The sequence below is a fragment of the Pseudonocardia sp. D17 genome (assembly GCF_036984265.1).
GTDB lineage: Bacteria > Actinomycetota > Actinomycetes > Mycobacteriales > Pseudonocardiaceae > Pseudonocardia > Pseudonocardia benzenivorans.
Genome location: NZ_BPRG01000174.1, coordinates 18935 through 38201 on the forward strand (window position 1 = coordinate 18935; position 19267 = coordinate 38201).

The window sequence follows — 19267 nt, forward strand, 5'->3', positions numbered from 1 at the left end:
TCTTCGACCCCCTACCGGGGTCCCGTGGGAGTGGGGTCCTACCCCTGCGGTCGCACGAGCCCGCACTCGTAGGCGACCACGACGGCCTGCGCCCGGTCGCGGAGCCCGAGCTTGCCGAAGATCCGGCTGACGTGCGTCTTCACGGTCTGCTCGGCGAGGACGAGGACGTCCGCGATCTCGGTGTTCGACAGTCCGCGGGCGACCAGACCCAGTACCTCGGTCTCACGGTCGGTCAGCGGCGCGAGCCGGTCGGGGCGCGGTCCGGCGGCGGCCGGGTCGGGCCGGGCGGCGACGAAGTGGGCGATGAGCCGCCGCGTCACCTCGGGCGCGAGCAGGGCCTCGCCCGCGGCGACGACGCGCACCGCGTGGAGCAGGTCGGTCGCGGGCGCGTGCTTGAGCAGGAACCCGCTCGCGCCTGCCGCGAGCGCGTCGAAGATGTAGTCGTCGAGGTCGAACGTGGTCAGGACGACGACCTTCGGCGGGTCGGGTTGTGCCAGCAGCAGCCGCGCCGCCTCGAGTCCGTCCATCTCCGGCATCCGGATGTCCATCAGCACGACGTCCGGATGTCGCGTCGCGGCGACGGGCAGCGCCGCCCGGCCGTCGCCCGCCGTGCCGACGACCTCCATGTCCGGCTGGGCGTCGAGCAGCGCGGCGAAGCCCTCCCGCACCATCGCCTGGTCGTCGACGACGAGCACCCGGATCACGGCCGTCCCCCGATCGGCAGCTCGGCACGCAGCCGGAAACCCGCGTCCACCGGTTCGGCGTGCAGGGTGCCGCCGTGCACCTCGACACGTTCCCGCATGCCGCGCAGGCCCTGCCCGCCGCCGGGGACGTCGGGCCCGGTGCCCGCGTCGTTCTCCACGACGACGACCAGCACGTCGGCCGAGCGCGCGACCCGGACCCGCACCGGCGCACCTGCCGCGTGCTGCGCGGCGTTGGCCAGTCCCTGCTGGACGATCCGGTAGACGGTGAGCCCGAGCGGCGCCGGGACGGGTCCGCCGGGGTCGATCTCCCAGCTCACGTCGGCGCCGGCGGCGCGGGCGTCGGACAGGAGCGTCTCCAGCTGGTCGGTGCCGGGCTGCGGCGCGCGCTCGGCCCCGTCGGCGTTGGACGAACGGAGCACCCCGAGCAGGTTCTGCAGGTCCCCGAGCGCCTCCCGCGCCGCCGCCGCGACCTCGGCGAGCTCCGCGCGGGCGTTCTCGGGCAGCTCACCGAGCCGGTAGGGCGCGGTCTCGCAGCGCACCGCGATCATCGACATGTGGTGGGCGACGACGTCGTGCATCTCCCGCGCGATCCGCGCCCGCTCGGCCAGCGCCCCGCGTTCGGCCTGCGCCTCGGCGACCCGGATCCGCTCCGCCTCCAGCGCCCGGCGGGCGTCCCAGCGCGCCCCGAAGGCCATCCCGACGGCGACGACGACCGCCACGACGAGCACCGAGCCCCACAGGTACGACGCCTCCACGGGCCACGGCGAGACGAGGGTGAGCACACCGAGCAGCGCGACCGTCAGCCCGCCGACGGCCAGCGACACCCCGGCCGGTCCGGCCCACGCCGCGAGCAGCACGACCGGGACGACGAACAGCCACTCCCACACCTCGAGCACCGGCACGCTCGGCACCGGCGGCCCGACGAGGAACGGCAGGACGAGCACCCAGGCGGCCATGAGCCGCCACGCGTCCAGCGGCCGGCGGTTGACCAGCCACAGCGCGGCGACGAACGGCAGCAGCATGAGGAACGCGAGGCCGCCGACCATGCGGGCGTCGTCGTTGAAGACCGCCCCGGCCGCGGCGCCGGCGACGATCAGCCCGTAGACGACGAAAAGCACCGTCAGCCAGCGGGTCAGCCGCCGCCCGCGCGGGTAGGGCCAGCGGGCGTCGGATCGCGGCCCCTGCCAGATCACGGCCGCGACGGCCCGACCGGCGACGCGCAGGATCCGCTCGCCGACCTTGGCGGCGGGCGACGGCGCGCGGTCGTCCGTGGTCATCGTCGCCGAGACTAGCGACGGGCGAGGTCCATCATGGGGACGTGAGTCCTTCTCCCGCCGACGTGGCCGCCGCCGCGACCCGTGTCGCCCCGCACGTCCGTCGTACGCCGCTGTTCGCCACCGAGGTCGACGGCCGCCCGCTGCTGCTCAAGCTCGAGCACCTGCAGCGCAGCGGTTCGTTCAAGATGCGCGGCGCGACGAACGCGCTGCTGTCGGGTGAGCGCCCCGACCGGGTCGTGACGGCGTCGGGCGGCAACCACGGGCTCGGGGTCGCCACCGCGGCCGCCCGGCTGGGCGTCCCCGCGACGGTCTACGTGCCCGAGTCCGTGCCCGAGGCCAAGGCGCGACGCATCGAGGCGGCGGGGGCGAAGCTCGTCCGCCACGGCGACACCTACGCCGAGGCCGCCGCGGCCGCGCTCGCCGAGCAGGGCGGCCGCTACCTGCACGCGTACGACCAGCCCGAGGTCGTCGCCGGCCAGGGCACCGTCGCCGCGGAGATCGTGGCCGACGCGCCCGACGTCGACGCGGTCGTCGTCGCCGCGGGTGGCGGCGGGCTCGCGGCCGGGACCTCGCTCGCGATCGGCGGTCGGCGCATCGTCACCGTCGAACCCGAGCACTGCCGGGCGGTCCACGCGGCACTCACCGCCGGGGGACCCGTCGACGTCGGGGTCGACTCGGTCGCGGCGTCGGCGCTGGGTGCGACCCGGATCGGCGATCTCGCGTTCGCGCTGCTCGACGCGGCCGACACGGTCCCGGTACTGGTGTCCGACGCCGAGATCCTCGCCGCGCGCGACCTGCTCTGGAACGAGTTCCGGCTGCGCGTCGAACCGGCCGCCGCCGCACCGTTCGCGGCGTGGCTGGCCGACCGGATCCCTGCCCGGAACCCGTGCCTGGTGCTCTGCGGCGCGAACGACTGACCCGGGTCCCGCAGGTGCCGGGTCAGGCGTCCTCGGCGTTGGCCGCGCGGTAGGCCTCGGCGGTCATCAGCTCGCCCAGCGCCGTCACCTCGACGGCGAACAGCCAGCCCTCCCCGTAGGGATCGGTGCCGACGACGGCCGGGTCGTCGACGAGCGCGGTGTTGACCTCGGCGATCGTCCCGGTCGCCGGGCTGAACAGCTCCGAGACCGACTTCGTCGACTCGATCTCGCCGCACGGCTCGCCGGCGGTGACCGCGGCGCCGACCTCCGGCAGGTCGACGTAGACGATCTCGCCGAGTGCCTCCACCGCGATGGCGGAGATGCCGACGCGGACCGGGCCGGCGGGTGCGTCGGAGCCGGGGGCGGCGGCGATCCACTCGTGCTCGGCGGTGTAGCCCAGCGAGTCGGGGAGCTCGATCTCGGACAAGGCGGTTCCTCTCGGGCGCGGACGAGTGCGGCGGCGATCCTACGAGACGGGACCGGTGTCGCGGGTCGGGCGTGCGTCGCGGCGACCGCATGGTCGAGGCCGCCGTCGTGGAGCGGGCGCAGACCTGTCCGCGTCCCGGCCTCGACCTGCGGTCACGCCGCGCGGGGAGAAAAGTCGTCCACGATAGGTGGAAGGCGTTTATGATGCTGGACGACCTGCGAGCGACGGAGGACTCACACCATGGCCACCCCGGACGTCCGCGCCGACGGGAAAGCCGACGTCGCGAGCTGGGAACCGATCGTCGGCGCCATCGGCCCGAAGGTCCGTGAGGTCCGCCAGCTGCTCGGCCTTTCGCTGCAGCAGCTCGCCGGGCGTTCCGAGGTCTCCGCCGCCGCGATCCACAAGGTCGAGCGGGGCGACATGGTCCCGACGATCACCACCCTGCTCAAACTCTCCGCCGCGCTCGGCCGCCCCATCGGGTTCTTCGTCGACGACGCCGACTGGGCGGGACCGGTCGGCGTCCACGTCCGGGCCGGCGAGCGTCCCGCGGCGCCGGGCGACTGGGCACCCGCGGCCTCCGGTGTCGACGCGGCCGCGATCGCCCTGCCCGGCGAGCGGCTGCGCGGCGCCGGCGTGTGGGCCGAGATCGAGCCCGGCGGTGGCAGCGGCGACGCGCGGTCCGTCCGTACCGGCGAGGAGCTCGTGCTGGTCACGGCGGGTGTGCTGGCCGTCGACGTGGCCGGCGAGCGCTACCGCCTCGAGGCGGGCGACTCGCTGCACTTCCCGGCCGACCGCCCGCACAGCTGGCACAACCCCGGCCCGGAGACCACGACCGCCGTCTGGTGGCTCCTGCGCGGCTGACGCGGGCCCCCGAGAACGCCGAAAACCGCCCCGAGAAGAAGGCACGATACGTACGTGACGCAGTCCGACACCCCCACCGACGCACGCGTGCTCGATGAGCTCGTCGAGTCCGTGCTGGCCAATCCGGGCCTGCACGCCAAGGCCGACATCGCCGTCGTCGGCGACGTGCTGGGCAGGACCGACTGGGTGGCCGGGCCGGGCGACGACGGCGCCGTCCTGCCGCTGGCCCCGACCGTCGGCTCGGACGCGGGTGTCGTCGTCTGCGGCGAGGCGATCTTCCCCCCGTTCGTGAAGGCCGACCCACGTGGCGCGGGCTTCGCCGCCGTCCTCGCCAACGTCAACGACATCGCCGCGATGGGCGCCGTACCGATGGGCATCGTCGACACGATCGCGACGAGCCCCGAGGCCGGCCGGCTCGCGCTCGCCGGCATGCGTACCGCGGCCGGGCTGCTCGACGTCCCGATCGTCGGCGGCCACCTCACCGCGCACGACGGCGAGCCCGCGATCTCGGCGTTCGCGGTCGGGTCGGTGACCGACCCGGCGCTGGCGCTGTCGGTCACGCGGGCACAGCCGGGGCAGTCCCTCGTCGTGGCGGCGGCCACCGTCGGCACGATGAACGCCACCTTCCCGTTCTTCCGGGCCTTCGAGGAGCGCGGCGACCGGTGCGCCGGCGACGTCCGGCTGATGCCGCGGCTGGCCCGCGAGGGCGTCGTCGTCGCGGCCAAGGACATCTCGATGGCGGGCCTGGTGGGGTCGCTGGCGATGCTGCTGGAGGCCCGCGGGTTGGGCGTGACCGTCGACGTCGACGCCGTGCCCGCCCCCGCCGACGTCCCGCTCACCCGGTGGTTCAACTGCTTCCCCAGCTTCGGCTTCCTGCTGTGCGTGCCACAGGGCCGCGAGGACGAGTGCCTCGCCGCGTTCGCCGGGCGCGACCTGTCCGCGGCGGTCGTCGGCACCCTGGACGACACCGGTGAGCTCGCTCTCCGACGCGGTGACCAGCGCCGTCTCGTCATGCAACTGAACGAGTTCCTCGTCACCGGGCTGCCCCGGTAGCCCCTGCTCGCGCACTAGGTTGGCGCGGTGAGAATCCTCGTCCTGGGTGCCGGTGCCATCGGCGGCTACTTCGGCGGCCGGCTGGCCGCTGCGGGTCGCGACGTCACCTTCCTGGTCCGTCCGGCCCGCGCCGCCCTCCTCGCGCAGAACGGGCTGCACGTCCGCAGCCCGCACGGCGACTTCGCCGTCGCCGCCCCGACGACGGTCACCGCCGACGCCGTGCGGGACCCGTACGACCTGGTGATCCTCGGCGCCAAGGGCTACGACCTCGACTCCGCCGTCGACGCGATCGCGCCCGCCGTGGGCCCGGACACCGCCGTGCTGCCGCTGCTCAACGGCATGCGCCACATCGACGTCCTGGACGACCGCTTCGGCCCGGAGGCCGTACTGGGCGGGACGTGCCTGGCGCCCCTCGTGCTGCGTGCCGACGGCTCGATCGACCACCTCGGCGAGCCGCACACCCTGACCCACGGTGAGCTCAAGGGCGGCACGTCCGCCCGGTCCTCGGCCATCCAGGAGGAGCTCACCGGGGCCGGCTTCGACGCGGTCGAGTCGGCCGACATTTTGCAGGACATGTGGGAGAAGTGGGTCTTCCTCGCCTCCGCCGCCGGCATCACCTCGCTGATGCGGGCACCTGTCGGCGACATCGTCGCCGCAGGCGGGACCGCGCTGGTCGAGCAGCTGATCGCCGAGGTCGCGGGCATCGCCGAGGAGCAGGGCCGGCCGCCGCGGGCGGCCGCACTGGCGCAGACCCGCGCGGGCCTCACCGCGCCCGGCTCGCCGATGACGGCGTCGATGATGCGCGACATCGACGCCGGCCACCGCACCGAGGTCGACCACATCATCGGCGACCTGCTGGCGCGCGCCGGCGACCGCCCGGTCGACCTGCTGCGGACGGTGTTCGTGCACGTCAAGACGTACGAGGCGCGCCGGGAGCGCGAGGCGGGCTGACGCCCCGGCGACGGTTCAGCCGATCCCGCGCACGAGCTCGACCGCGCGGGCGAGCGTCGTCAGGCGGGCATCGAGATCGTCCCCGGCCGGGTAGAGCCGGACGGTGTCGACGCCTGCCGCGCGCCAGACCCGCAGCCGCGCCCTGACCATGTCCTCGGTGCCGATCAGCGTCGTGGCCAGCACCATCTCGTCCGTGACGAGTGCGGCGGCGCCGTCGCGGTCACCGGCCTGCCAGCGCTCGTGGACCCGTGCCGCGACGTCGGCCCAGCCCTGCCGGCCGTACGCGGCGTTGTAGAAGTTGGTCGACGACGAGCCCATGCCGCCGAGGCTGAACGCCAGGCCGCGCCTGCGGTCGGCGACGATCGCGGCGAGCTCCTCCTCGTCGGCCGCGAAGCAGACCTCGGCGCCCTGACAGACGTCGAGATCGGCACGCGTGCGCCCGGCGGCGGTGAGCCCGGCGTCGAGGTGGGCGAAATAGGCCTCGGCGGCGCCCTCGGGGACGAAGCTCGTCCCCAGCCAGCCGTCGGCGAGCTCACCGGTCAGCGCGAGCATCTTCGGCGACATCGTCGCGAGGTAGAGCGGGATGTCGGGGTTGGGCCGCGCCGAGAGCCGCATCGGCCGCGACTCGCCGGGCAGCGGGATCGTGTGCGCCGCACCGTCGTAGCGGATCTTCTCGCCGGCGAGGGCGCTGCGCAGGATCTCGATCGTCTCGCGGGTGCGGGTCAGCGGTCTCGCGAACGGCACGCCGTGCAGGCCCTCCATCACCTGCGGTCCCGACGTGCCGAGCCCGAGTAGGAAGCGGCCGTCGGACATGTCGGCCAACGTCAGGGCGGCCTGCGCGAGCGCGACCGGGGACCGGGTGCCCACCTGCAGGACCCCGGACCCGAGCAGCAGCCGGTCGGTGCGGGCCGCCAGATAGCCCAGCACCGAGACCGCGTCCGAACCCCAGGCCTCGGCGACCCTGCAGACGTCGAGCCCCAGCTTCTCGGCCTCGACGACGAACGTGACGGTCTCCTGGAACGACGCCGCCCCGGACCCTTCGACCGTCGTCGCGGTACGCATCCGCGACGACCGGCGACCGGTCACCTCGCCGCCTCGGCACGCTCCTTGACGGCCGCCAGCGTCCGGCGGATGCCCGCCTCGAACTCGCGGAGGCGCACGAAGACGATCTTCTGTTCCTTGTCGGGCATGGCGTCGATCGCGAAGCTGAGCCCGGAGCGGCCCGGGCCGAGCTGCACCCACTGGCTCAGCCGCGTGCCGGCGCCCTCGGGCCGCAGCGTGAACCGCCACCGCGCCGAGGGGTCGTCGGGATCGGTGACCGCCCAGGCGAGCGTCTCCGGCGCGGTGCACTCGACGACATAGGACGTCGTCGACCATTCGCCCAGAGCGTCGTGCTTGCTGTACCCGACGAACCGCGCACCGACGGCCGGTCCGGTCGCGCCGTCACACCACTCGACGGCCCGCAGCTCCTCGCTCATCGAGGGCATCTCCTCGACGGCGGCGACGATCTCCCACACCCGCTCCGGCCGCGCGTCGATCCAGATCTCGTCCTCGACGGTAGGTGTGTCGGCATACCTGGCACCGGTCCATCCACGGCTTGCGACGCTAGCCCGTGGGCGCGCACCCGACCAGGCCACCGGAGAGTGGCGTCACCGGCCATGACCGGTGACGCCACGCACGGGTGGTCAGGCCCCGAGGACCGCCAGCCCCGGCAGCGTCCTGCCCTCCAGGTACTCCAGCGACGCGCCGCCGCCGGTGGAGATGTGGGAGAACCCGTCCTCGGGCAGGCCCAGGGCGCGCACCGCGGCCGCGGAGTCGCCCCCGCCGACGACGCTGAACGCGCCGGCGGCGGTGGCGTCGACGATCGCCTGCGCGACACCGCGGGTGCCCTCGGCGAAGGGAGCCAGCTCGAACACGCCCATCGGGCCGTTCCAGAAGACCGTCCGCGCCCCGTCGAGGGCCTTCGTGAACACGGCGACGGACTCGGGGCCGACGTCGAGGCCCATCCACCCGTCGGGGATCGCGTCGACCGGGACGACGCGGGTGCGCGCGTCGACGGAGAACGCGTCGGCGACGACGACGTCGACGGGCAGCACGATCCTGCCGGAGTCCAGCAGCGCCCTCGCGTTCTCGACCTGCTCCTCCTGCAACAGCGAGGCACCCACCGAATGCCCTTGCGCGGCGAGGAAGGTGAAGCACATCCCGCCGCCGACGAGCAGGCTGTCGACCCGCGGGAGCAACGCCTCGATGACGGCCAGCTTGTCCGACACCTTCGAGCCGCCGAGCACGACGGCGTACGGCTGGGCGGACCGCTCGGTCAGCCGGGCGAGGACGTCGGCCTCGGCGGCGACGAGGGTGCCGGTGTAGGCGGGCAGCCGGGTCGCGACGTCGTAGACCGACGCCTGCTTGCGGTGCACGACCCCGAACCCGTCGGAGACGAAGGCGCCGTCGGCGCCGGCGAGCGCCGCCAGCGAGTCGGCCAGCGCACCGCGCTCCGCGTCGTCCCTGCTGGTCTCGCGGGGGTCGAACCGGATGTTCTCCAGCAGGACGACGCCGCCGTCCTCGATCGGGGGGACGGAGTCGAGCATCGCCAGCACGACCGACGACCCGAGCAGCTCCGCCAGCCGCGCCGCGACCGGTGCGAGCGAGAGCCGCGGGTCGGGACCGCCCTGCGGCCGGCCCAGGTGCGCGGTCACGACGACGCGCGCCCCGGCCCCGGCGAGCGCCGAGATCGTGGGGACCGACGCGCGGATGCGGCCGTCGTCGGTGATCCGGTCGCCGTCGAGCGGGACGTTGAGGTCGGAGCGGACCAGGACGGTCCGACCCCGGACCCCCTCGGCCAGCAGGTCGTCGAGCGACCTCACAGTGCCGAGCCGACGAGCGCGGTGACGTCGACGAGGCGGTTGGAGTAGCCCCACTCGTTGTCGTACCAGCCGACGATCTTGACCAGGTTGCCCGACACCTTGGTCAGGCCCGCGTCGAAGATGCAGGAGTGCGGGTCGGTCACGATGTCCGACGACACGATCGGGTCCTCGGTGTACTTCAGGACGCCCGCGAGCGGGCCCTCGGCCGCGGCCTTCATCGCGGCGTTGACCTCCTCGGCGGTGGTGTCCCGGCCGACGGTCGCGGTGAGGTCGGTGGCCGAGCCGGTGGGGATCGGCACCCGCAGGGCGTAGCCGTCCAGCTTGCCCTTGAGGTGCGGCAGCACCAGCGAGATCGCCTTGGCCGCACCCGTCGAGGTCGGGACGATGTTCAGCGCGGCCGCCCGGGCCCGGCGCAGGTCCTTGTGCGGGCCGTCCTGGAGGTTCTGGTCCTGGGTGTAGGCGTGGATCGTGGTCATGAGGCCACGCTCGATGCCGAGCAGGTCGTCGAGCGCCTTCGCCATCGGCGCCAGGCAGTTGGTGGTGCAGGACGCGTTGGAGACGACGACCTGCGAGCCGTCGTAGTCGCCGTCGTTGACGCCCTTGACGATCGTGATGTCCTCGCCGGTGGCCGGAGCGGAGATGACGACCTTCTTCGCGCCCGCGTCGAGGTGCTTGTCCGCGCCCTCGCGCGTGGTGAAGATGCCGGTCGACTCGACGACCACGTCGACGCCCAGGTCCTTCCACGGCAGCCGCGCGGGGTCGCGCTCCGACAGCACCGCGAGCGGCCTGCCGTCGACGACGATGTCCTCGCCGGAGGTGCCGACCTCGTGGGGCAGCCGGCCCAGGATCGAGTCGTACTTCAGCAGGTGCGCGAGCGTCGCGGTGTCGGTGAGGTCGTTCACCGCGACGATCTCGATGTCACCGGTGCCCGCGGTGCGCCGGGCGTCGACCGCCCGCCAGAAGTTGCGGCCGATGCGACCGAAGCCGTTCACGCCAACCCGAAGCGTCACGCTCACTCCATTCCTGTACCGGCGGCCGCACCCTGCGGCCGGGGTGAATCCGTCCGGCCACGCCGTCGGTGACGACGCCCGCGGCCGGCATGGTCAACGGGCCCGCCACCACGCGGTGTGCACGTCGATCGCGCGCTGCGCGGTCAGCGGCCCGGAGCCGCCCTGCGCGGTCCTGTCGCCGGGACCGCCGCCGGGGCTGCCGTCATAACCCGGCAGCACCAGCGCGGCGCCGGTGAAGTCCTGGCCCACGGTGTAGCCGTTGGTGACGACGACCGTCGCCAGTCCCGCCCCCGTCGCCGCGCGGACGCCGACGCCGGAGTCCTCGACCGCCAGCGCGGCCGAGGCGTCGAGCCCGAGACCCTGCAACGCGAGGAGATAGGCCTCGGGGTCCGGCTTGAGCCGCTCGACCTCGTCGCCGGTGACCACGACCTCGACGACGTCGCCGAGCAGGTGCCGCACCAGCGGGACCGCCCAGTCGCGGCGGCCCGTCGTGGCGACGCCGATCCGGACGCCGGCGGCGACGAGGCCGTCGACGAACGCGGTCAGGCCCGGACGGGGCACGAAGGCGCCCGCCTGCACGCGCTCGACGAAGAGCGCCGTCTTCGTCCGGTGCACGTCGAGCGCGGTGGCGGCGGCGTCGTCGGGGTCCCACCCGCGGCCGGTGAGGTCGGCGGCGACGCGGCGGCGGCCGCCGGTGATCCGCAGGAGCGAGCCGTAGTGCTCGACGTCCCACTCGACGTCGATCCCGTGCCGGACGAACGCCTCGTTGAACGCGGGGCGGTGCCCGTCGCGTTCGGTGTCGGCGAGCGTGCCGTCGACGTCGAAGATCACCGCCTGCAGTCCGCCGACCGCCGCCACCCCGTCCGTGCCCCCCACCGCAGCCCCACCTCCCGCGCACCGCGCACACCTGTCCGGCGGGCCCGTGACAGGCCCGGCACCGGCACGGAGTGTTCGTGCCGGCCCCGGACGACCCATCCCCCACGAGGGGGGCGGATCGGGTGCGGTGGCGCCCCGGCGGCCGGACCTCCCCCGGTTGCCCACGCCTATCCCCCGCCCGGGGGGTGCGGCTCGACCGGGGCAGGCGCGACCCTGCCCGTTCCGGATGTGGGAGCACCGCGGCCGTCGCCCCGGCGCGGGCGTCCCCGCGGCGGCGCACGCGATCGACGCGAGGCACATCGAGGCACGTGCGCGGCGGCCGGTGGCGATCCGCCCGCGATCGTTCGACGGAGGTGCGGCATGGACGCGTTGCGACGGCGGACCCGGCGGATGTTCGCGTTCCGCAAGGCCGTTCTCGCGCTCGACACCGACCCGGCACGGCTCAACCGCCGGTTCAGCGCGGTCGGTGCCGAGTCCGGTCCCACCGGTGCGGCCGCCTACCGGGACATGGTGCTCGGCTCCCCCGACCTGTCGACGACGGCCAGCGCCGTCGTCCTGCCGCCGGAGGCGTTCGGCGCCGCCGCCGCGACGTCCGACCGGCTCGGCACCGCTCCGGCGGCCACGGGCGCCCGCAGCCGCGGTCTGCTCGACCGGCTCCGCGCGGCCGGGGTGCTGGTCGGGGTGCGCGCCGACACCGGGGCGGAGCCGCTGTCGTCGGACCGCGAGGAACGCATCACCTCCGGGCTCGACGGGCTGGCCGACCGGCTGCGCCGGCTGCAGGCGCTCGGCGCGACGTTCGCGGTGTGGAGCATGTCGTCGGGCTCGGCGATCGACTACGGCGCGCTGCGGACGTTGACCGTCAACAGCCAGGCCGCCGCGCGCTTCGCCTACACCTGCCAGACCGTCGGTGTCGTGCCCGTCGTCCGCGTCGGTACCCGGATGCGCGATGGCACACCTGCGCAGCGCAGCGCCGCCCGTGCGGCCGCGCTGCTCAGCGTCTGCGGCCACCTCGAGGACATCGAGGTCGATCTGCCGTCCGTCGTCATCAGCACCGAGGCCGAGTACGTCGCCGGCACCGACCCCGTCACCGGAGGGCCGCTCGTCGCGCTCCCCGGTCGCCTCGGTGGCGTCGCGCTCACCGCGGGCGACGCGTCGCTGCACACCGCGGCCGCAGCGGTCGGGGCCGTCCGGGAGGCCGACCCGCCGTGGCCGGTCACGTTCTACCTCGGCCGCGAGGTGACGCGTCCGGCCCTGTTGGCGTGGCGCGGACGCGGCGGCTCCGTCCGCGCCGGGCAGCAGGCGCTGCGCGACGGGCTCGCCACCGCCTGCTCCTCGCTGGGCGCCCGGCCGCTCGCCGCGGTCCCCGGCTCCTAGGGACCGCTCGTGTGGTCCGGCTCCTGAGGACCGCTCGTGGGTCCCCGGCTCCCGGGGACCGCGCGTGTGGTCCACGCAACATCCCTGCAACGACGCAGGCCACTCTGCATCTCAACGACCCCGTACGCCAGGGCCGGCTCGACCCGAGCCGGGAATGCCGGACCGACCGGGCCACGCCCGGCACGCCGGTCACGGAGGAAGAAGGAACCGCATGTCGAGGACCGCAGTCGTCGCCCTCGGGGGGAACGCGTTCACCCGCGAGGACCAGCAGGGCACGTTCGCCGAGCTCGCGGAGAACGCCCGCGCCATGGCCGAGACGGTGCACGCGCTGCGCCGCGCGGGCTGGAACGTCGTGATCGTGCACGGCAACGGCCCGCAGGTCGGCAACCTCGCCATCCAGCAGGAGGAGGGCGCGTCCGTCGTCCCGGCACTGCCGCTGTCCGCCCTCGGCGCCATGACGCAGGGCCAGCTCGGCAGCCTGATCTCGATCTCGCTGCGGCAGACGGCCCGGGCGGGCGAGGACATCGACGTCGCGACGATCGTCACGCACGTCGCCGTCGCCTCCGACGACCCCGCGTTCGACGACCCGCGCAAGCCCATCGGCCCGTTCTTCCACGGTGACGCCGTCACCGAGGCGGTCGAGACCCGCGGCTGGACGATGGTCGAGGACTCCGGCCGCGGCCACCGCCGCGTCGTCCCCTCCCCGAAGCCGCAGGCGATCCTCGAGGCGGCGTCGATCCGCACGCTCGCCGACGCCGGTGTCGTCGTCGTCGCGGCGGGTGGCGGCGGCGTCCCCGTCGTCGACGAGGGGAACGGGCTCGCCGGGGTCGACGCGGTCATCGACAAGGACTACGCGGCCCAGCAGCTCGCCAACCAGCTCGGTGCCGACGCGCTCGTCCTCGTCACCGGTGTCACGAACGTGATGGTCGACTTCGGCAGGCCGACGCAGCGCGCCCTCGACGAGATCGGGGTCGACGAGGTCGAACGCCACCTCGCCGACGGCCAGTTCCCGGAGGGTTCGATGGGCCCGAAGGTGCGCGCCGGTATCGCGTTCCTGCGCAACGGCGGCTCGACCGTCGTCGTCACCACCCCGGAGTTCGCGGCCACCGCACTGGCCGACGACGAGAGCTCCCGGATCGGCACCCGCATCGTCGCCGACATCGTCGGGGCACCGGCGGCCGAAGCCTGATCCGTTTTACATCGCAGTAACTCGGCAGAAACAAAAGGAGGGGCCCGCGCAATTCGCGCGGGCCCCGTCCTTGCCGCTCAACCGATCACGGAATGGCGGTGCCGGTGGCGAGGAAGACCACGGGCAGGAAGAACGTGTAGAGGGCGGTGAGGAGCAGGATTCCGCCGAGGGCCTTGGCGCCGAGCTTGCCGTAGACGGTCGCGGCGACCGCCAGGAACGCGACGACCCACACGACGAGGATGGAGCGGAACAGCCAGCCGCCCTGGAAGGGAGCGAAGTTCCACCAGAAGAGCGGAACGATGCCGACGGGGATCGCCAGGTTGGCGATGGGGCGCAGGTCGAGACCGAGGAAGGCCGCGGTACCGACCGAGGTGAAGAACAGGCCGTAGAAGCCGACGAGGCCGCCGAGCAGCACGGGGACCGAACCGCCGCCGCCGCCGGCAGCACCGAGGTCGGCCGAGGTCCGCTGGGTGACGATGTAGACGGCCGAGATGAGGTCGACGACGCCGGCTGCGATGGCGATCGCACCCACGGTCTTGAGCGGGTTCGAGCCCGAGTCGTCCGCCTTTGCGCCCCAGCCGAGGAAGAAGCTGGAGATGACAAAGAGCGCACAGCCGGTCACGGTGAATACGAGAACGATGGGCGGCATGGCCTCCCCTTCGGTGCGAGGTGTCCTGAACGTTCGCTGAACGTGTCGGATCGTAAACGCGAGCCGTACTATAGTCCACAATTGCAACTTTGCGTTACTGAACCGTGACGGGTCTCCGAGAACCCGAAGATCGGCCGGACAACCTCTCGCATCCGCCTCGTTGTCCGCAATTCCACGGTCGTGTGGTGATCCGGATCATGTCCTCACCACGCGTGTTCAACACCTTCCGGGAGGCCCAGATGGGTGACGTCTTCACACCGCCAGGACCAGCGCCGGCTCCGACGCGTGGCCTGCTCGCGCTCGATCAGCCCGACTCGAATCTCGCCGAATTGTTCCGTGCCGGGAGCGTTCCGATCTCGACCTCGACCGCGGCCACATTCCGCGACGTCGTCCTCACGACGCCCGGGCTCGACCGCGCGGTGGGCGGGGTGCTCGTCGATCCCGTGACGTTGCACGGGTCGGGCGCGTCGCGAACTGCACTGCGCCGCAACCGAATTCCGATCGGGGTACGGATGGGCGACGGCACTCGCCGCGGCCACGACATCGCCGGATCCGTCGACGACCTGGACGACGAGATCGCCCGGCACGTCGCGGCGGGCGCGAGCTTCGCGCGCTGGCAGGTCGTCGTCTCCGGCGCGGGGGCGCTGACCGAGCTGCGGGCCACGGCACGGCTGGTGGCGGGGTGGTCCGCGGTGTGCCTCGGCCGCGGTCTGGTCCCGCTCGTCGACGTCGTCGTGCGACCGGGGTCGCGCGACGACCTCGCGACGGTCGGGTCGGTGCACACCGCGGCGGTCTCGACCGTGCTCGACGCCGTGCGGGTCACCGGCGTCGACACCGCGCGGATCGTGCTCGGCTGCACCCTCGTCGCACCCGGCGACCGGCACGTCGCGACCGCCGACGACATCGCCCGCGCGACGCTGGGCAGCCTGCGCGGCGCGGCCGCGGTCCCGCTCGCCTGCGTCGTGTTCACCCCGGCCGGCCGCCCCGACCGGCTGACGGCGCACCTCGCCGCGACGACCTGGCTGAACCCGCCGTGGCCCATCGGGTTCTGTCTCGGCCGCAGCACGCTGGTGCACGTCGCCCGGACCTGGGCCGGCCGGCCCGACCGCGTCGCCGCGGCACGCTCGGAGCTGCTCGGCAGGCTCGGGACACCCACCGCGGTCGGGCGGGCCGCCCGGACCGAGATCACCCGCCGGGCGGGCTGACCTCGACGAACGCCCCGGACGGCAGTCGCGTCCGGGGCGTTCGGGAGCCGGCGGGCGGTCTAGCGGCTCGCCTCGACGAGGTGGTGCAGCAGGAGCAGCTGGGTGATCGCGAGCGGCTCGCTGCGGCCGGCGCTCCCCAGCCGTCCCAGGCACTCGGGGGCGCCGGACATCGGTTCGCCGATCGAGGCCCAGATCGCCTTCTCCACCGCGACGCTCTCCTCCCGCTCGACGTACCCGTGCACGTGCAGGGTGTCGACGGGCCTGCCGTCCGTGTCGCGGTCGAGCCGCAGGTGCACGGCGCGGTGCACGCCCGGTTGCGCGATCTCGTCGAGGTCGGGATGGCGGATCGTCGGACGCAACAGCAGCTCGGCCGACAACGGCACCCCCGGGTCGTCGCGCCCCTCGACCGGGGCGAACCGGACGACGATGTCGGCGTGCCTGCGCTGCGGCCGGATGTAGGCCTGCGACTCCGGCTCACGCCGGTCGAGCTCGGCCAGCACCGCGGCGGCGTCGTACCCGCGGCCACGCGTGTCGCGCTCGACCTTCCACCCCCGCCGGGTCGGCTCGTCGGGATCGAGGAAGACGGTCACGTCGAAACACGCCCTGGCCAGCTTGCTGTGCAGCGGCAGCAACCCCTCGACGATGATGAAGTCGTTGGGCTCCACCAGCTCCGGGCGGGTGAGCCGGCCGGTCGCGTGGTCGTAGACCGGCTTGAGGACCGGCTGGCCACTGGCCAGCAGCTGCAGGTGCTGCTCCATGATGCCGAGGTAGTTGCAGTCGGGATGCAGCGCCGTGAACGGCTTGTCCCTGCGCTCCTCACGGTCGTAGCGGTGGTAGTCGTCGGTGCACAGCGACACGCACCGCTGCGGGCCGATGGCCTCGACGAGCCCCGCGGCCAGCGTCGTCTTGCCCGCCGCGGAGTCCCCGGCGATGCCCAGCATGACGGGCCGCCGGTTGACCGGCGACCGGCCGGCCGCCCTGGTGATGCGCAACGTCTTGTCCGGCACCGAGATGCCGCCTCCTAAGCTCCCGCTTCCGCCGCGGCCAGTGCGACCCGGGCGACCGCGGTCGCGGAGAGCCCCAGGTGGTCGGCGACCTCGTGGCCCGGGCCGCTCTCGCCGAACCGGTCGATGCCGACGACGGCGTCACGCGGTCCCGCCAGCGCCCGCCACCCCGTCGTCACACCGGCCTCGATCCAGACGACCGGCGCATCGGGCAGGGCGAAGCCGCCGTCGCGGAGCGACGCCTCGAGCCGCTCCCGCCAGGGCACCGAGACGACCGTCGCCTCGACCCCGCGGGCGGCCAAGAGCTCGGCGGCCACCAGTGCCAACGACACCTCCGAGCCGGTCGCCGCGAGCACTACGGCCGGGGTCCCCGCCGCCGTGCGGACGACGCGGGCGCCGTGGGCACGCACGTCGTCGAGCCCGGCACCGCCCAGGTCGGGCAGGTCCTGGCGGCTGAGGATCAGCGCCGTCGGGCCGTCGAGCCTGCCGGCCGCGATCTCCCAGGCCACCGCGGTCTCGGCCGAGTCGGCGGGGCGCAGCACCGTGAGGCCGGGGATGATCCGCAGCGACTCGATGTGCTCGACCGGCTGGTGCGTCGGGCCGTCCTCGCCGACGTGCACCGAGTCGTGGGTGAGGATGTGCACGACCGGTTGCTTCATCAGGGCGGCCAGCCGCAGCGCCGGACGCAGGTAGTCGGCGAACACCAGGAACGTGCTGCCGAAGACGCGCAGCCCACCGTGCAGCGAGATGCCGTTCATGGCCGCCGCCATGCCGTGCTCACGGATGCCGAAGTGGATGGTGCGGCCGGACGCGTCGTCGGCGGTGACCGCGCCGCCCGGGATGGCGGTGTTGGTCGACGCGGCCAGGTCGGCCGAGCCGCCGACCAGCGCCGGGTACACCGCGGCCAGCGCGTTGAGCGCCGCGCCGGAGGCCTTGCGGGTCGCCGTCCGTCCGGTGGCCGTCGCCTCGTCGGCGAGCGGGGCCAGCGCCGCGGCGGCCTCGTCCGCCACCGGGATCCGGCCCAACGGGAAGGCCGCCGCGGTCTCCGGGTTGGCGGCCGCCCACTCGGCGTGGGTGCGGGTCCAGTCGAGCCGGGCCTTCGTCCCCACGGCGACCCGCTCGGCGGTCGCGAGCCGGACCGCCGTCGGGACGTGGAACGGGGTGTCCGGCCAGCCGAACCGCTCGCGCATCGCCGCGATCGTCTCGGCGCCCAGCGGGCTGCCGTGCGCCTTCGACGTCCCCTCGACGCCCGGGGCGCCGTACCCGATCGTCGTCTTCACGGTGATGAACGTGGGCCGGTCCTCGGTGGCGGCCGCCTCGGCGAAGGCCCGGTCCAGCGCCGCGACGTCGTTGCCGTCGTCGACCCACAGGGTGCGCCAGCCGTAGGCGGCGAACCGGGCGGCCGCGTCGTCGGTGCAGCTCTGCCGGGCGGACCCGTCGATCGTGATGTCGTTGTCGTCGTAGACGACGGTGAGCCTGCCGAGCCTGAGCTTCCCGGCGAGGGAGGCCGCCTCGTGGCTGATGCCCTCCATCAGGTCGCCGTCGCCCGCGAGGACCCACGTCCGGTGATCGACGACGGTGTGCTCGGCGGTGTTGCAGCGCGCGGCGAGCATCCGCTCGGCCACCGCCATGCCGACGGCCGTCGCGAGGCCCTGGCCCAGCGGGCCCGTCGTCGTCTCGACGCCGACGGTGTGCCCGTACTCGGGGTGCCCCGGGGTGCGCGAGCCGAGCCGGCGGAACCGGGCGAGCTCGTCGATCGGCAGGTCGTAGCCGAAGACGTGCAGCAGGCCGTAGAGCAGCATCGAGCCGTGGCCCGCGGACAGCACGAACCGGTCGCGGTCGGGCCAGTCCGGGTCCGCGGGGTCGTGCTTGAGGTGGCGCGACCACAGGGTCCAGGCCGCGGGTGCGGTGCCGAGCGGGAGGCCGGGGTGACCGCTGTTCGCCGCCTGCACCGCGTCGGCCGCGAGGAACCGCAGGGTGGCGACGGCGAGCTCGTCGGGGTCCGCCGACCGGCCGGCGCGCTCGGCCGTCACGCTGGGGGCGGTAGTCATGCCGCAACCTCCGCTGGGTAGGAAGGCACGCGGCGCGAGCGGCGCCACGTGCCCGGGATCGGGAGCCGACGCTAGGACCGCCGTCACGCCCCGCCCTCCCCGACGCGGGGGAAGTCAGGGTTGAAGCCGGGGACCGGTCCGGAGCGCCTAGAGTTCCTGCATGAGTACGCCCACGTCAGGAGGTCCGCTGCGGATCGTCCTCGTCGACGACCACGAGATGGTGATCGCCGGCCTGAAGGCGATGCTGGCGCCGTTCCGCGGCCGCGTCCGCGTGGTCGGCGAGGCGATCGGGGCCGACCAGGCGGTGTCGACGGTCGCGAGCCTGACACCCGACATCGTGCTCTGCGACGTCCGCATGCAGGGCGCCAGCGGTCTCGACCTGTGCCGCACCCTGCGCGAGCGCGATCCGGAGGCGAAGGTCGTCCTGCTGTCGGTCTACGACGACGAGCAGTACCTCTTCCAGGCCCTGCGAGCCGGCGCCTCGGGCTACCTGCTCAAGAAGATCAGCGGCGAGGAGCTCGTCCGGCAGCTGGAGCTGGCGCACACCGGCACCACCGTCATCGACGCGTCGCTGGCCGGCCGGGCCGTCGACACCGCGGCGCGGCTGCAGAGCGACGAGTTCTGGCCCGGCGCCCGGCAGGGCCTCACCCACCGCGAGTCCGAGGTGCTGTCGTTGATGGTCACCGGGCTGTCCAACCGGGGGATCGCGACCCGCCTCGTCGTCAGCGACGAGACCGTCAAGAGCCACCTGCGTTCGATCTACCGCAAGCTCGGCGTCGGCGACCGGACGGCCGCCGTCGCGACGGCCCTGCGCGAAGGGATCTTCCAGTGACCGTGCCGGCGAGCGGGCGAGCC

General features: G+C 74.0%; 19 protein-coding genes. 8 read left to right on the forward strand and 11 right to left on the reverse strand.

Annotated elements, in window-relative coordinates; translation table 11 throughout:
- Positions 1 to 38: 38 nt before the first annotated feature.
- Both PSD17_RS24770 and PSD17_RS24775 read right to left on the reverse strand, forming a co-directional pair.
- Positions 39 to 704 carry a response regulator transcription factor gene (locus PSD17_RS24770; RefSeq protein ID WP_339124722.1) on the reverse strand — a complete coding sequence of 222 codons (666 nt, stop codon included), beginning with the start codon at positions 702 to 704 and terminating at the stop codon, positions 39 to 41.
- Complete coding sequence (locus tag PSD17_RS24775) at positions 701 to 1981, reverse strand: sensor histidine kinase (protein ID WP_339124723.1); 1281 nt, start codon at positions 1979 to 1981, stop codon at positions 701 to 703. The genes PSD17_RS24770 and PSD17_RS24775 overlap by 4 nt, the downstream gene beginning before the upstream one ends.
- Before the next feature lie 41 nt (positions 1982 to 2022).
- Here PSD17_RS24775 and PSD17_RS24780 point away from each other — a divergent pair, with 41 nt between their 5' ends.
- On the forward strand, positions 2023 to 2898 hold the full coding sequence (locus tag PSD17_RS24780; RefSeq protein WP_339124725.1) for a serine/threonine dehydratase: 876 nt from the start codon (positions 2023 to 2025) through the stop codon (positions 2896 to 2898).
- 22 nt (positions 2899 to 2920) lie between these two features.
- Here PSD17_RS24780 and gcvH read toward each other — a convergent pair whose 3' ends face one another.
- Positions 2921 to 3325, reverse strand: a complete 405-nt coding sequence (gene gcvH / locus PSD17_RS24785; protein WP_013678219.1) for a glycine cleavage system protein GcvH — start codon at positions 3323 to 3325, stop codon at positions 2921 to 2923.
- A 240-nt stretch (positions 3326 to 3565) separates the two neighbouring features.
- Between gcvH and PSD17_RS24790 the strand changes: the two genes are divergently transcribed.
- From PSD17_RS24790 to panE, 3 genes are read left to right on the forward strand one after another with little or no spacing between them, the layout of a single operon-like run.
- Complete coding sequence (locus PSD17_RS24790) at positions 3566 to 4186, forward strand: helix-turn-helix domain-containing protein (RefSeq protein ID WP_013678220.1); 621 nt, start codon at positions 3566 to 3568, stop codon at positions 4184 to 4186.
- A gap of 54 nt (positions 4187 to 4240) precedes the next feature.
- Positions 4241 to 5239: an AIR synthase related protein gene (locus PSD17_RS24795; protein WP_339124727.1), complete on the forward strand. Its 999-nt coding sequence runs from the start codon at positions 4241 to 4243 to the stop codon at positions 5237 to 5239.
- Between the two features lie 27 nt (positions 5240 to 5266).
- Positions 5267 to 6190 carry a 2-dehydropantoate 2-reductase gene (gene panE / locus PSD17_RS24800; RefSeq protein ID WP_013678222.1) on the forward strand — a complete coding sequence of 308 codons (924 nt, stop codon included), beginning with the start codon at positions 5267 to 5269 and terminating at the stop codon, positions 6188 to 6190.
- 15 nt (positions 6191 to 6205) lie between these two features.
- Here the strand turns inward: panE and PSD17_RS24805 are convergent, their stop codons facing one another.
- The 5 genes from PSD17_RS24805 to PSD17_RS24825 all read right to left on the reverse strand — a co-directional run bounded on the left by PSD17_RS24805 (position 6206) and on the right by PSD17_RS24825 (position 10940).
- Entirely contained in the window at positions 6206 to 7252 is a 1047-nt protein-coding gene (locus PSD17_RS24805; RefSeq protein WP_339124788.1) for an LLM class flavin-dependent oxidoreductase, read from the reverse strand.
- Positions 7253 to 7272: 20 nt separating this feature from the next.
- Complete coding sequence (locus PSD17_RS24810) at positions 7273 to 7827, reverse strand: SRPBCC family protein (RefSeq protein WP_339124730.1); 555 nt, start codon at positions 7825 to 7827, stop codon at positions 7273 to 7275.
- Between the two features lie 48 nt (positions 7828 to 7875).
- Complete coding sequence (locus PSD17_RS24815) at positions 7876 to 9054, reverse strand: phosphoglycerate kinase (RefSeq protein WP_339124732.1); 1179 nt, start codon at positions 9052 to 9054, stop codon at positions 7876 to 7878.
- The gene (gene gap / locus PSD17_RS24820; RefSeq protein ID WP_339124733.1) at positions 9051 to 10064 is read right to left on the reverse strand and encodes a type I glyceraldehyde-3-phosphate dehydrogenase; all 1014 of its coding nucleotides are present in this window, start codon (positions 10062 to 10064) and stop codon (positions 9051 to 9053) included. Before gap ends, PSD17_RS24815 begins: the two co-directional genes overlap by 4 nt.
- Before the next feature lie 93 nt (positions 10065 to 10157).
- Complete coding sequence (locus PSD17_RS24825; protein ID WP_339124735.1) at positions 10158 to 10940, reverse strand: HAD-IA family hydrolase; 783 nt, start codon at positions 10938 to 10940, stop codon at positions 10158 to 10160.
- Positions 10941 to 11300: 360 nt separating this feature from the next.
- Here PSD17_RS24825 and PSD17_RS24830 point away from each other — a divergent pair, with 360 nt between their 5' ends.
- Positions 11301 to 12314, forward strand: a complete 1014-nt coding sequence (locus PSD17_RS24830; protein WP_013678228.1) for a class I fructose-bisphosphate aldolase — start codon at positions 11301 to 11303, stop codon at positions 12312 to 12314.
- Between the two features lie 211 nt (positions 12315 to 12525).
- On the forward strand, positions 12526 to 13503 hold the full coding sequence (locus PSD17_RS24835; RefSeq protein WP_013678229.1) for a carbamate kinase: 978 nt from the start codon (positions 12526 to 12528) through the stop codon (positions 13501 to 13503).
- A gap of 85 nt (positions 13504 to 13588) precedes the next feature.
- Here PSD17_RS24835 and PSD17_RS24840 read toward each other — a convergent pair whose 3' ends face one another.
- The gene (locus tag PSD17_RS24840) at positions 13589 to 14152 is read right to left on the reverse strand and encodes a hypothetical protein (RefSeq protein ID WP_013678230.1); all 564 of its coding nucleotides are present in this window, start codon (positions 14150 to 14152) and stop codon (positions 13589 to 13591) included.
- 197 nt (positions 14153 to 14349) lie between these two features.
- On the opposite strand from PSD17_RS24840, the gene PSD17_RS24845 reads away from it, so the two are divergent.
- On the forward strand, positions 14350 to 15357 hold the full coding sequence (locus PSD17_RS24845; RefSeq protein WP_339124737.1) for a class I fructose-bisphosphate aldolase: 1008 nt from the start codon (positions 14350 to 14352) through the stop codon (positions 15355 to 15357).
- A gap of 59 nt (positions 15358 to 15416) precedes the next feature.
- Here PSD17_RS24845 and PSD17_RS24850 read toward each other — a convergent pair whose 3' ends face one another.
- On the reverse strand, positions 15417 to 16364 hold the full coding sequence (locus tag PSD17_RS24850) for a phosphoribulokinase (RefSeq protein ID WP_339124738.1): 948 nt from the start codon (positions 16362 to 16364) through the stop codon (positions 15417 to 15419).
- A gap of 14 nt (positions 16365 to 16378) precedes the next feature.
- Positions 16379 to 18412 carry a transketolase gene (gene tkt / locus PSD17_RS24855; protein ID WP_339124740.1) on the reverse strand — a complete coding sequence of 678 codons (2034 nt, stop codon included), beginning with the start codon at positions 18410 to 18412 and terminating at the stop codon, positions 16379 to 16381.
- A 160-nt stretch (positions 18413 to 18572) separates the two neighbouring features.
- Between tkt and PSD17_RS24860 the strand changes: the two genes are divergently transcribed.
- Complete coding sequence (locus PSD17_RS24860) at positions 18573 to 19244, forward strand: response regulator (protein WP_013678234.1); 672 nt, start codon at positions 18573 to 18575, stop codon at positions 19242 to 19244.
- Positions 19245 to 19267 lie beyond the last annotated feature (23 nt).